At 72.2% G+C, this 14,180-nt stretch carries 3 protein-coding genes; all 3 read left to right on the forward strand.

All coding sequences use genetic code 11. The features are described from left to right. Positions 1 to 19: 19 nt before the first annotated feature. The 3 genes from ACIBST_RS05275 to ACIBST_RS05285 are packed head-to-tail and all read left to right on the forward strand — an operon-like array spanning position 20 to position 14,174. On the forward strand, positions 20 to 424 hold the full coding sequence (locus tag ACIBST_RS05275; protein WP_397169297.1) for a YbaB/EbfC family nucleoid-associated protein: 405 nt from the start codon (positions 20 to 22) through the stop codon (positions 422 to 424). Then, positions 421 to 765, forward strand: a complete 345-nt coding sequence (locus ACIBST_RS05280; RefSeq protein ID WP_397169299.1) for a hypothetical protein — start codon at positions 421 to 423, stop codon at positions 763 to 765. The genes ACIBST_RS05275 and ACIBST_RS05280 overlap by 4 nt, the downstream gene beginning before the upstream one ends. Next, entirely contained in the window at positions 762 to 14,174 is a 13,413-nt protein-coding gene (locus ACIBST_RS05285; RefSeq protein WP_397169300.1) for a toxin glutamine deamidase domain-containing protein, read from the forward strand. Before ACIBST_RS05280 ends, ACIBST_RS05285 begins: the two co-directional genes overlap by 4 nt. Positions 14,175 to 14,180: the final 6 nt, after the last annotated feature.

The raw sequence follows: 14,180 nt of genomic DNA on the forward strand, positions 1-14,180 counted from the left end.
AGTCAGGGGGTGGGCCTCGATGGAAGACGCGGACATAGTGGGCCTCCAGGCCTACGCCGACGAGTTACGCGACACCTTCATGCGCATGCAGCGCGACGTGGGCGAACTCAACGCCCGCGCCCAGGCCATCCGCGTCACGGAGAGATCCGCCGACGGGCTGGTCTCGGCGACGGTGAGCGTCCGCGGAGAGCTGATCAGGCTCGATCTCGACCCCCGGCTGTACCGCCGGCCCAACGCCAGAGGGCTGGCCGACACGATCACCGACACCATCCGGCGGGCCACCGCCAAAGCCCTGGACGAGCTGGTCGACCTCTTCGAGCCCGTGGTGCCGCCCGAGCAGTTACGCGCCCATTTGGAGGGCGACCTGGAGGCCGTGCTCGACCAGCTCTCCGGTCCGCTGCCGGGAGAGAGACGCCGCCGATGACCGCCGACGACCGGGCGGACGTGCACATCCGCGAACCGATCAGCCACAGTCTGAACCAGTGGGACGCCATGGCGACCGACCTGGGCGCCGCCTGGCCGGCCATCGCGGCGCGGATCCGGGCGCTGAACGCCGTCCGTCCCCAGGGCGACGGACCGGACGGCGTGTCCTTCAGCAGGCAGTACCTGGCGGGCGGAGGCCCCGAGAGATTCCTGCGCGACACCGATGATCTGATCAAGGAGATCTCCGGCTCCGGGCCGCTGCTGCGCGCCACGGTCTCCAACACCCTCACCACCGAGCAGGCGATCGACCTGGGGCTGTCGAACGCCTACCGAAAGGCATGATGGCGGGCAAGGGCGACGTCACCACTGCCACCGACGAGGCGCGGAAGCCCGCGGGCGGCACCGGCGCGTTCGACGGCGGGATCGCCACCAAGGACGTGGAGCCCGTCTGGCAGACCGAGGCGCTGCCCGGCTGGGTGGTCCATCACCTGATCCCGCTGCTCACGGCGGGCCAGAGCTGGCCCGAGGGAAGCGAGAGCAAGCTCTGGGAGTTACGCGTCGAGTACGTCAAGCTGATGAACCTGCTCATCAGCACCCTCGACCCGACCGCCGCCACCGTGCAGACCCTGAACGGCAGCCTCCAGTCCCCCGCCAAGCCGGCCATCTTCAAGAGGCTCGCCAAGCTCTACGACGACAAGGCTGGCGTGGTCGCCAAGGCCCAGGAGTCCTTCTCCTACGCGAAGATGGTCGACAACTTCGCCCGCGAGACCCAGTACACCAAGCTCTCGATCAACGTCGCCTTCTGGATCGCGGTGATCGCCGCGTTCATCGCCCTGATCGCGGCGGGCTTCTTCCCGCTCGCCAGCCTGATGCTGCGCAGTGTCGGCGCCGCGGGCGGCACCAGGATCGCCATGATCATGCAGCGGCTGGCGCTGGCGGCGTCGCGGGCGGGCGTGGTCGCCAAGAGCGGCCAGGTCAGCAAGCTCGCCGGAGCCGGTGCGGGGTCGTTCTTCAACAAGGCGCTGGCGTACGAGCTGTTCGAGGAGATCAGCGAAGAGCTGCTGATCGACCTCACCACGCAGTACCAGCAGATCAAGATGGGCACCCGCGACACGTGGGACTGGAAGAAGGTCAAGGCGGCGGCGATCGGCGCGGGCGTCGGCGCGGTCGCGGGCACCAAGCTGGGCGACCCGATGTCACGCTTCGCCAACGACCTGCCCGGCATCTCGCGGCTGAACCGGATCGCGGGCGACAACCGCGGCGTCGGCAACGCGTTCCTGCGCTTCCCCGGACGCGCGCTGAACACCGGCCTGAACAACATGGTCGCCTCGCCCGCCGGCAGCATCGTCGCCAACTACGCCGTCTACGACCAGTTCGCGCTGCCGGGCGCGGAAGGCTTCTACGGCGGATTCCTCGGCGGCGCGGGACGTACGAACACCCTCAGCCCGACCAACCTGGAGGTCTGGCACGCGGCCGCCACCCCGGTGACCTCGCTGAGCAACGCGGTCGCGGAGGCGATGGCGGCCCAGCAGAACGGGACGGCGACCCCGGCCGGCCCCCTTCCCGTGGACTTCTCGACCACGGGCGGCCCCCAGACCGGACCGTCCGACTCCGGCTCGTCCCCGATGGTGCCGCAGTCTCAGGGGACGAGGGGAGGCCGCGGCACGCAGACGCCCGACATCCTCACCCCCGACACGCCCAGACCCCAACCAGCCCACAACACAAAAGCCCAGCAGAACCCCCTCTCCTCCCAGCCCCAACCTCAACCACAGGACCAGAGCCAGGAGCAGCCCCAGCCGCAGCCCCAGGACGAGCCCCAAGCCCAGCCGCAGCCCCAGGACCAGCCACAGCCTCAGCCCCAGGATCAGAGCCAGGAGCGGTCTCAGGGTGAGGAGCAGGGCCAGGCTCAGGACCAGCGGTCCGCTGTGCAGGACCCCGCGTCCAACCAGCCCTCGGCCGCCGTCCAGGACACTTCCGCCGCCGAGAAAACCGATACTCAGCCGACCACCCCGGACCCGGCCGGCGCTCCCGACTCCCAGCCGACCACCTCGGACCCGACCAGCGCGTCCGTCGAGTCCGACGCCACCGCGCAGGCCCCCACCGCTGCGGCCCCCGACCACACCGCCGCCCCCCAGAACCCCGACACCGCCACCACGCCGGACACCGCGAACACGGCGGAGACGTTCACCGCCCCCGACACCGCGAACACGGCGGAGACGTTCACCGCCCCGGAGACGGTGAACGCGGTCGGATCCCCCGCCGCGCCGGAGGCCGGGAGGACGTCCGAGACCGTGGTCACCGGAATGGCGTCCCAGCCGGCCGGATCTCCCGTGACGGGCCAGCAGGGTCCCGCCGCGCAGCAGGCGGCGCCCGTGCCCGTGGTCCGGCAGACGCCCCCCGGCGAGCACGCGGTCACCGGTGAGCGGGCGCGGACGCTGGTCTCCCGGCTGATCGGAGCGACCCGCCGGGCCAGGAGCACCCACGCGGTCGTGGGCGGCCGTCCCCTCGGGCGGTTCGTCGCCGACGGCCGCATGAGCGGCGTGCCGCCGCTCACGGTGGAGGAGGCCCAGGCGGCGTTCCAGGCCGAAGTGCGCGCGTCGGACATCGGCGAGAACGTCACCGCCTTGCGCTGGACCGGGCCCGGCACGCTGGTGGTCGAGTTCAGCGACCGTCCCGCCCAGACGTTCGTCTTCACGGTGGGACGCGTCCGCCGTGGACGGCTCGGGCGGACCGTGGCCTACGAGGGCAATGTCAACAGGGGGCGGCTCGCTCCCGGCGTGGCCCCCGACCAGGTGGCCAGGCTGGTGCTGCACGAGGTCGTCGACACGCTGCACGCCCGCGCCCACCCTCGCCAGAACCTGCTCCGCCGCATGGTCGCCCAGCCGGACGGCCGGGACGAGTGCGTGGCGGCGCGCGTACGCGAGGAGGTGTTCCTGACCCGCCGGATCGGCGAGGTGAGCGGGGCCCAGCGGGACGCCCTCGTGGCCGAGCGCGCGGTCGTACGGGACTTCCTCAGGGCTCGTGGCATGTGGCCGCCGTCCACCCCGGCCCTGGAGGCGGCTCCGGCGTCCGCCCCGCCGTCGATCGCCGGTCTCGTGGCCCGGATGAACGAGCAGGGCCGGGCGATCGAGTACGCCGTTCTCGATCTCGACCTGGCGGTGACCGCGCAGATCGACCGGCTCCTGCGCATCGAGGCGGACCTGCGGCTCCAGATGATGGCCACGGCCGACACGCGTCCGAACCCGCTGCTGACCGCGGTCTCCGAGGCGAGGGCCGCGTACGAGTCCGCGCAGGCGCTGCTGCACCTGGCGGCCGGTTCCCGGACGCGGGTCACCGAGTTCGGCGCGGCGCTGCAGCGGGCCCGCCTGCTGCAGCGGGAGTTCGAGGCGAAGGCGGACAGCCTCGTCCTGGTCCCGGCGCTGCCGCGTGACGCGGGCCCGTCCTTGGGGGACGTGCTCGGCGGGCACATCAGCGCGTTGAGGACCGCCGCCGACGAGCTCACCGCGGCGGCGCGGCGGTCCCCCGCGACGGCGGCGGACAGGACCGCGGCGGCGGACTCGGCCCTGCGTGCCGCCGAGTCGTACGAGTTGCTCCTCAACCGGATCAACCAGGATCGCCCCTTCCTCGGCCCGCCGTCCGAGCTCGTCTCGCAGCTGCTCAGGCTCGCGAGCGGCTACGAGCAGCACTACCGCCAGCTCGCCACGCCGGAGCAAGCGGAGAGCGCGCGTGCCTCCAGGGACATCGACGCGCTGCACGCCGCCCTGCGCAGGGACGTCGCGGAACGCCAGGCCACGGTCGCGGCGCTGCGCTCGGCCGCCGACGAGGCCCTGGAGGCGGCGGGCGAGGCCGTCAAGGCCCAGCGTGACGTGGTACGGGCCTACGAGGAGGCGACGAGCAGGGCGTACGAGCAGGCGGCGAACGCCCTGGCCGGCAAGAACGTGGAGGCCGCGCGCGCATGGCGGGCCGAGGCGGCCGAGCTCAGCGCGCTCGGCGCGCGGCACGAGCGCGCCGAGTCGCTGGCGATCGAGGCCCGCGAGGCCCAGCGGGCGTTCCGCGTCCTGCTGGACGAGGCGATCAACGGGAACCCGGTCGACCCCGCCCTGCTGACCGCCCGCATGGAGGCGGCGGCCGAGGCGCTGGAGACGTACCGGGAGGCCCTCGCCGAGCTGCGGGCGCAGGCGCCTCCTCCCTCGTTCCTCACGCCTCCGGCGGCGGACGGCCCGCGTGACACCGAAGTGAGGCGGCTCTGGAAGCACGTCCAGAACCGGGCGCGGGACATCGAGGCCGCCGGGGAGCACGCCGCCACGCTCGCCGCCCAGCACCGCCGCGCGGCCCAGGCCGCCGAACAGCAGGCTCGGACCGCACGACAGCAGGCGACCGACCCCCGCGGCGGGCGCAGGCGCGTGGCTGAGGACGACGGCGCGGCCAGGCGCAGGTGGAAGGCCGCGCGGGAAGCCGATGCGGCGGCGGCCACCGCCGACTTCCACGCCCTCGTGGCGCACCGGTACGAGGCCGCCGCCGAGGCCGCCGCGTACGCGCTCGAAGCCGTCGGCCTCGCGCTGACCGCCCTGACGGAGACGAGCAGGACGGAACCCCCGGCGAACGGTGAGGTCGACGCGGCGCTGGCGGAGCTGGAGAGCCGCTGGGCCGCGTACGAGGCGGCGCGGGAGGCGAACCTGCCGTCGCCGCTCGCCCTGCTGGGCGTCTTCAGGGCGGGCCCGGTCGCCGAGGTGGCCGCGCTGACCGAGCTGGTCAATGATCTGCTCGCCCGTAAGGGCGTGGCCGCACGGCTCACCGAGGACGAGCTGGAGAGTCAGGTCCGCCAGGCGTTCCGTGCCGCGGTCTCGCAGGACGGCATGATCCTGCGGCTGAACGCGGCGGGCGCGACGGTGCGCATCCGCCTGAAGCTGAGCGACCTGGAGGAGGTCGCGGGGCCGCCTGGCCGGTCCTCGGAGACGATTCTCGGCCGCATGCGGCAGGGCGGCGGCCCGTCGAGCCGCACCGACCGCAGGTCCAAGGGGTTCGACTTCAACAAGGACCTGGTCACGCCGTTCAGATGGCTGATGAAGCGGGTGCCGTGGGTGCCGCATGAGGAGCTCCAGAAGCTCGCCCTGTACCTAGTGGTGAACGCCCACTTCGGCTGGGGCAATGCGCAGTCCGTCTCCACCTCCTCGCAGGAGAACTGGCAGGGCGGCAACGTCGAGGACTACCGCGGCAAGTCCTCCCGGTTCGCGGCGAAGGCGAGCTGGGAGGTCGAGGTCAGCACACCCTCCGGCGCGCCGGTCGCCGGCACGCGGCCCGCCGGTGATGCCACGCAACGTCAGGGCCTCTGGGTCCCGCACTCCTATCTCCTCGACCCGCCCGCGAACCCCCTCCACCTTCCGGAGAACGAGCGGCAGCACACCCCCTTCCCCGAACACGTCGTCACCGCCATGACCGGGCTGGGCCGGCTGGCGGAGCGGGTCGCCAGGCGGATCGACAGCCTCGACCTCAGTCCCGTCGCCCTCCAGCAGATCCTCACCACGATCACCGAGGACCTGCCCAGCTATCTGGGCCAGGCCGTCAACGACCCGTCGGGGCTGCGCCGCACCATCACGGTGGACGGCGTGGCCCGCGCCGTGGTGACGGTGCGCACCACCGTGCTCCCCGGCGCGTTGCCCGTCGGCGGCACCAGCGCCGAGCATCCTCAGGAGGCGCTGCGCAACGCGTCCTCGCACGCGGGCCGGCAACGCTCCGCCAACGAGAACCACGGCGGCGGGGGCGGCGTGGGCGTCAACCTGAATCCGCAGGACCCGGACCCGACCCACCCGATCGGGATCGACCAGGACAGGGAGTTCACGCCGCAACTGGTCCCATATTCCGACTGGGGACGGGCGTCCTCGACCTCGGTCGGCGCCAGCGCCGTCAGCATGCGCGCGGGCGTGCACAAGTCGGTGGGCCACACCGCCGGTTTCATGCTCGGCCTGATGCACACCGTGACGATCCAGGTGGACGGCCACCCGCCGATCCGGCTCGCCGGGGGCGGGAACGGACTGTTCCGCATCGCCGAATCGGCGGCCTACCGCTACGGCCTGCCGGTCGACCCCGCCGCGGAGGTCGGACGCGACGCGAACGGCGACGCCGTGCTCAGGGACGACCCGGTCAAGGCCAACCCGCCCGGCAGGGTGGGCAGGCTGCCCAGCTGGCTCGGCAATCCGCCGGATCACGTCCGGGGCGCGGGTCCCGCCCTGGTCCAGCAGGTCACCGGCATGAACGAGGTCCGCGCCCAGGTCGAGGAGTACCTGCGCGGGCAGGGCGTGCTGCCCGAGCTCGTCGAGGACGTGCCCGTCTACTCCCGCATCCCCTGGGTCAGGGCGAGCCAGATGGCCAACGAGCAGCTCGTCGCCGAACAGTTCTCCGCCGAACGCCTGGAGACGGGCTACGACCAGGCGGCCCAGGAGGGCCTGTTCATCAACCTCGTCCACTACCGGGAGCTCCTCGCCGCCGAGCACTACACCCTCCGCATCAGGCTGACGCAGCACTTCGGCGCCGCCGGCTACGAGGGGGTGACGGACGCCGTGCGGATGACGAACCTCGACATCGGCTCCGACACCCACACCTTGACCCGCACCGGCAACAGCTCCTGGAAGTGGGGGGCGAAGCTCGACGCCGGGTTCAAGGACGATCCCGGCGTCGACGTCGGGCACGCCGGCGGCTCCTTCGGCCGCGGCCGGGGTACCACCGACGAGTCCGGGACGGCCAGGACCGTCAACCAGGTGACGCTCCTCGAAGGCGACGGGCCGAGCGCGGTCTTCCGCGTCCCGCACACGATCCAGGTGGACCGGTTGATCGGCCCGAACATCAGCCGGACGGTGGTCGAGGGCCAGGCGGGCGAGGCGCGGATCGTGCTCCCGGCCGACCTGCTGCCCTTCGCCCCGGCGGACGACGGGCACCCGCGCCCGCGTGGCCCGCGCTTCCGCACCGAACCCGCGGTGCTGCGCCGGGCCACCATCGTCCATCTGGACGTGGGCGACGTGGCGTCGGCCGCCGCGCGCGAGCTCGACACGCGGCTCCGCGCGGGGCTCGACCGCGACTCGCCGGCGTTCCAGCACCTGGCGGCGTTCTTCAACGTACGCGGCCTGATCAGCCACCGCGAGGTGTTCTCCACCGGTCACCGTACGGGGGTGGACACCCGGGCGGGGCACCAGCAGGTCGGGCTGCGCCTCGACCTGGGCGAGTCCCGGTTCCTGTCCGTGGCCGACATGGTGGTCGGCGACATCAACCTCACGCTCGCCGCCCACAACGACGTCCAGCGCAGCTCCCGGCCGCGCGAGGTGGCGGGCGGCCTGGACGTGCCGCTCTCCGTGCCGGTGGAGCCCGGCAGCGAAGGGGCCGGCGCCTCCTGGGGGCACACGACCAGCGAAGAACACAAGACGATCACCGGCCCCGAACGGCTGGGCATCGACACGGGCAAGCAGTACGTGTTCGCGATGGGCGTCACCCCCCAGCTGACCGTGGACGGGCAGGAGGGCCGGCTCCGCGACGGGACCGTCGTCTACATGCTCTCCGAACGCGACGCGCTCGAACTGTACGCCGACGAGAAGGTGCGCCTGCCGCTGCACCAGGTCGCCGACGCGGCGGAACGCCTGATGAACGGCGACCTGAAGCTCGGGCGCCGGGTCGCGATCACGTTCATGGACCGATACCTCACGGAGCTGGAGAAGGCCAGAGACAACCACCCGTCGGGCGTCCCCGGCCTGAGCACCCTGCCCGGCATCCCGCTCACCTCGGGCCACACCGTCGAGCGGGCACTCGCCGCGCTCCTCGCCCTGTTCGACGCCGACCGGCTGGCCGCGTTCATGCCGCCCGGCGTCCCCGAGGGCCGTCCGGACGAACTTCCCGGCGACACCATCGACCGCATGCTGAGCAGGCCGGAGCTCCATCCCCAGATCCGGGACGCGCTCCTGGCCGCCGCCGCGCGGCTGGCGAACGGCGAGGTGCCCGCCCAGCTCGCCCCCGCCTACCAGCACGCCCTCGGCATGAGCACGGTCAAGGGGGTGAGCCTGCACCCGGCCGGCGCTCCGGGCACCGAGGTGGAGCTGCTGGACGCGATCATGGACGCGGTGAGGCAGGTGGCCCCGGACGCGTTCGCCGATGACGTGCTGCTGGAACGGGCGCTGACGGCCGACTTCTCCGGTGACACGTGGCTCGGGAAGATCGATGACATGCTCGACCCGGATCACCCGGGCGGCGAGTACATCCTCCACGTCGACGGGGACGCCGAGCCTCTGCAGATCGTCGTACGGGCCGAGCTGGGCGACGACGTGCAGTACCGGGGCGAGGTCTTCGACTACGGGCAGATTCTCCAGCGCTACACGATGTCCGAGGAGAACGTCGCCGAATCGTCGTCGCTGACCGCGTCCCCCCACGCCAAGGGAGCGACAGGCGGGACATCGCTCACCGGGGCCACCGACTGGGGGCGCAGCGGCACGGGATCGAGCAACGTGCAGCAGACCCAGCTACGGCGGGCGTCGTCGTTCACGGGGGCCAGGGCCGAGGTGCGGCAGGGCATCACGCTCACCATCGAGGTGCGGCGGTCGCCCTCCCGGAACGCGCGGCCCGTCCGTACGACGTTGTCCGGCACGATCGACCGGCTCGTCCCGCCCGGCATGACCGCGGCCGTGGGAGAGGTCTCGGCGCCGGTGGCCGTGCCCGACCCGCGGCCCCTTCCCGTGCCCGAGAGCTTCACCACCGAGAGCACGCGGGCCGACGGGCTCGCCAGGGCCGTCGAGCGGCAACTCGAAGCCGAGCACGGTGTGAAGCTCTCCCCCGAGGACTCCAGGAAGCTCGCCTGGCTCCTGTCGGGCAACTCCAGGAACGGCATCTTCCCCTTCATGCTGGCCAGGGACGGGCACATGGTGCTCAAGGTGCCGGGGCGGCGCGGCCGGGAGGTGAAGATTTACGTCGGGGCGATCCTGTCCGAGGCCACGACGACCGCCGGGGGCCTGTCGGATCTGGAGATCGGCCAGGCCGACCGCCGCCAGTGGACCACCAGGGCCGACGCGAGCGACACCAGGCTGCGCCCGCTCTCGCTCACCGGCTCCTCCCCCGAGGACGACGAGTCGTTCCTCTCCGACCTGCTCAGCCGGCTCACGAGGAGCCTCGCGGACAAGGTCGGCGTGACCGCGGGCGTCCGGGACCAGTCCGGCGACGGCTCGTCGGTCAGCGGCGGGAACCGGGACGAGACCAGCGTCTTCGAGCAGGCCGGCACCAGCAGCTCCGTTCGTTTCCGCGTCGACTACACCGTGCGCTTCGAGGTCACGCGGGGCTCCGTCTCTGAGAAGCGGGGCGAGACGCGGCGCGTCGCGACGGGCGAGGCCGACGTGCTCGTCGCCGACCACGTCCTCGCGGCGATCATGCGGGAGGCCGAGGACCCGCCGCCGCTCCCGGCGGAGCAGGAGCCGCCCGGCGTGCCGGGCCCGACGCAGTCCCTGGCCGCGCTCCGGCAGGGCGGCCTCGACGTGCGGCAGCTCGCCGGCGCGCTCGAGCAGGGCGGCCTTGACGTGCGGCAGCTCGCCGGCGCGCTCGCGGCCCTGCCGGACCCCGTCGTCCATCTCGACGCCGACCTGCCCCTGCCGCCGTACGGGCAGCTCAGGCAGGCGCAGCTCGCCGCCCGCGCGCTCGGCGGGGACCTGTGGGTCACCGTCCGCCTTCCGGACGGCTCGCCCCTGACCTACCTCGCCACGCCCGACGGCCGGCTGTGGGCGCGGGGGCAGAACGGCGACTTCGGACGGCGCTTCTCCGGCGTCCCGACGGCACTGGTGGCGCTCGCCGAGCAGCACGGGATCGACCTGCACGCCCTGGACGCCGCGACGCGCGCCGACACGCCCCTGGCCGAGTCACTGCGGAACGAGCTGCGCAGGCGAGCCGTCCCGCCGTCCGCGGCTCCAGCGCCGGGGTGGACGGTGAGCGGGAAACCCGACGACGCGGAGGACGGCACGGCCGGCGACGGCCACACCCATGCCTCCCCGATGGACGACTCCCTGTTCGTCGCCGACGGCCGCCCGGCGGACGAGGACGACCTCACCGTCGACGAGGCCAGGGAGGCGTTCAAGGACGTGCTGGTGGAGGACTTCGGCGGCGTCGCTGGCACCTGGCGGGTGCTCTGGGAGGACGGCGACACGCTGACGCTGGAGTCCGACCTGCTCGGCCGGCTGCACTTCCGTTTCGAGGTGGGCCCGGTCGAGGGCGGCTACCTCGGCCAAACGACGGTGCTGAACAAGGGCTCGGAGTCCGATCCGCACGTGGTGACCCTGACTCCCCGCGTCGCCGAGGACCAGGTGGCCAGGCTCGTCCTGCACGAGATCAGCGACGTGCTGCAGTACCGGATGGAACGCGCGCACGGGCACACGCACGCGCACACGACCGGGGACGCCACGCGCGACGAGTGCGTCACCGCCCGCCGCAACGAGCTCCTCTATCTGGAACGCAAGCAGCGCGAGGCGCTGGCGGCGGGCGACACGGACGCCGCGGACCGGCTGGGCCGGGAGATCGTCGCCGTCAAGGCCGACCTCGACCGCCGCACCGGGCCGCCGCACTCCATCGACGCCCTGATCAACTGGACGGAATCCAACGAACCACAACCAGAGGCCACGAACCCCGAGGGCGATTCGGAGCTGGCGGCGCTGGAGGTCCGGGGCGCGCCGGAGCACGTCGCCGCGAACGTCTCCAAAGTGACGATGGCCGACGGCTCCTCCGCCCTGCTCGTGGAGGAGCTCACCCCTCAGGGCAGGAACCTGACCCTGCTGATGACCGAGCTGGCCCACCGCCTGGGCCTGGTCGGCCACCCGAGAGCGGCCGGTGACCGGCACATCCTGATCGACTGGACCCCCACCTCCTCAGCCACCTCCTCCTCCGACTTCCTCGGTACCCGTGAGGCGGTGCTGGCCGGATACCTCGTCGCCCTGGCCGACATCACCCCGCTCGTCACCAGCCCGGCCCTCCACGTGCTTGCGAGCCGCCGCCCGCTGCTCGACCTGTTCCTGCGTAAGGACGCCTCCGGCCGGCTCGAGTGGGCGAGCAACCCGCTGTCCCCCTCGGACCTCGTGGCGCTGGAGACCATGCTGGTGGCCGCACGTGAGGACTTCGCGCGGTCGGGCCTGCAGACCCAGTTCGACCAGATCATGGAACGTCACCGGTCACTCGCCGGTGGCCCCCTCGTGGGCAACGCGGCGGGCCGGGAGAGCGTGCTGGCCGCCGCGCCGGGGCAGTACCTGCGTCTCGGCATGGTCGAGCAGCTCAGCGCCACCGCCGACCAGGGCTCGCCCTCGACACGTACGGGCACGAAGCCCGCGGCCGGGAGCCGGACCATCGATCCTGTTCTGCGCCTGCGTGACAATCTCCGGCAAGGCGTCGTGTCGAAGCGGCCTTCAGCCTCCCTGGGCGACGTCGTCACGTTCGCCGACGGGTCCCAGGGGCTTGAGGTCCCCGCCCACCTGACCGCGCAGGTCCTCGTCCAGGCGCTGGTCAGACGGGTGCTGGGCATCGCCGGTCCAGCCGTGCACGTCGACGGCGACGGAGTGGTCTGGCGTACGTTCGGCAACGACAGGTTGCGGGTGAGCCTGACCACGGGCATCGTCCGCTCGGTCGAGGCCCCCGGACCGTACGGACGCACGACCGAGGTGACCTTCGGCGACGGCCGGCGGGCGCTGCGCCACGAGTTCCCGACCCGTGAGCTGGCCGACGAGTTCGAGGCCACGCTGGAGGAGCTCATCGAGGCCCGCGACGGCGTGCCGGGCTCCCATCGGGCCAACCGCTCCGTCGTCTACGAAGAAATCACCACCGAGTCTCCCGCCGAGGCGGAGCGCCGCCTGGCCACCCGGGCACTGTACGCCCTCCTTCGTCATGGCCGGTCGCCGGAGCAGGCGACCCTGCGACGACTGCTCGACGCCAACCCGCTCCTCGCCCGATTCGGGACGACCGTTGACGGGCGGTTCCAAGCGGGCGCGCCGGTGTTGTCGGCCCGTGTCGTCGCCGACCTGACCGCCAAGCTGGAAGAATTACGCGCCCTTTTCGCAGTGCTCGACCTCGACTCCCGGCACGAGTGGCTCCTGAACACGCTGAACAGCCTCACCGGTTCCGACGAGGCCGGGCTGATCCCGCTGGCGTTCTCCGAGGACCTGACCACGCCGGAGTACCGGGTGCCCGCATGGCAGCCCCCGCCGGGATCGGACTCCCTGCTCGCCGAGCTCCTGCGGAACGACCACCTGGCCCAGGCGTACGAGCGTGGGCTGTTCGATCTGATCGCGCAGGCCGAAGCCGAACTGGCGGGACGGCCCACCGCCGCCGGATGCGTGTTCGCCTGGGTGCCCGGCAAGCTGATCCCTTCGAATGCCGCGCCCGGCGACGGGTTCTTCATGAGGCGCTTCATCGACGGCGTCGACGACGGCGGCGACATCGACCTTCTGGCCGAACATCCCACCGGCGTACGGGTCACCGTCCTGTCGACCGGCTACGTGCCGGTCGGGGATCTGTCGGGCAAGCCGCATCATGCCACCCTCAGGACTGACGCCCCGTTCGTCGTGACGGCCGTGCTGCGGACGCCCGACGGGACGCCGCACTACTTCCTCACCCAGACGTCCGCCCGGCCCCGGTCGGACACCATGGTCACGCCGGCGATCAGGCTCTCCAGTGAGCTGGCAAGGGATCTGGCGGCCCTCTTCCAGGACACGGTCGACCGGACCCCCGCGGGCGTACGCGTCCGCAGCGGTCGGGCCCATGACGCCGCGCCTTCCACGACGCCGGCCACCCAGGGCGTCTTCGTGGTCGAGGGGCGTTACGTGGAGCAGGGCATGATGGTCGGCGGCCGGCGGCTGCGGGCCGAGGCGGTCGCGGCGATGCTGCTGATCTTCGCGGATCTGCCGCCGGGCGCGACGATTCTGCTCGCCGGTCCCCATGACGGCACGACGGACTTCGCGCAGGAGCTCGCCCGGTTCACCGATCGGGTGGTACTGGCCGCGGATGGCCCGGCGGAGAGCGCGACGGAGGACGGCCCGTCCAGCCCGGACGCCCTCAGGTCACTGGCACGGCTCAAGATCTTCCTCCCCGCCGACACCTCGGGCCTCGTGGCAGCACAGCTCCGGGCCTGGCTCCGCTCCGAGATCCCGCAGATGGACGAACCCTTGACTCTGAGCACGCCCGGCGGCTGGGCCGGACCCGAACGTCTTCCACTCGCCGAGATCCGCCCTCGCAACACGGGCAGGCTCTATTTGCCCGAGCCCTTGACAGAGACGGAAGAAGCCCGGATGCGAGGGGCCTATCTGATAATCAGAAGGATCCTTGAGCAGGCCGGCGGACGCGCGCTCCGTGCCTCTGAGATCGAACGCCTGCTGCCGCACATCAACCCCCTGAGGGGCACGATCAACTGCGCTGAGGTGGCGCTCGCGGTCGACGACATCCTCAGCGGCCGACCCGCCGTCGCCGGGCTGAGGGGTGAGCATGCCGGCACCCAATACGGAATTTACATCGGTCGCGCCCTGCGGCTCCCGTTGCACATGACTTCCTCACTGGAAGAGGCGGAGAACCTCGTCCGGCAGAACCCGGGCTCCCGTGGGATACTGGTGGGCCATCGCGCCAGCGGCGCGGGGCATGCCTGGAACCTCGCCAACACGGATGACGGCCTGTTCTACATAGACGGCCAACCCGCGTGGATGAGCGCCGTCAATCGAAATGATCGCGGGTTCGTGTCCTACAGGTTCTACCCGACGGCCTGAGAAGAG

The organism is Nonomuraea sp. NPDC049684 (assembly GCF_044465345.1).
GTDB lineage: Bacteria > Actinomycetota > Actinomycetes > Streptosporangiales > Streptosporangiaceae > Nonomuraea.

What these genes read in the sequence shown, in the direction of transcription:
- ACIBST_RS05275 (WP_397169297.1), top strand. Translation starts at nt 20, where the DNA reads ATGGAAGACGCGGACATAGTGGGCCTCCAGGCCTACGCCGACGAGTTA.
- ACIBST_RS05280 (WP_397169299.1), top strand. Translation starts at nt 421, where the DNA reads ATGACCGCCGACGACCGGGCGGACGTGCACATCCGCGAACCGATCAGC.
- ACIBST_RS05285 (WP_397169300.1), top strand. Translation starts at nt 762, where the DNA reads ATGATGGCGGGCAAGGGCGACGTCACCACTGCCACCGACGAGGCGCGG.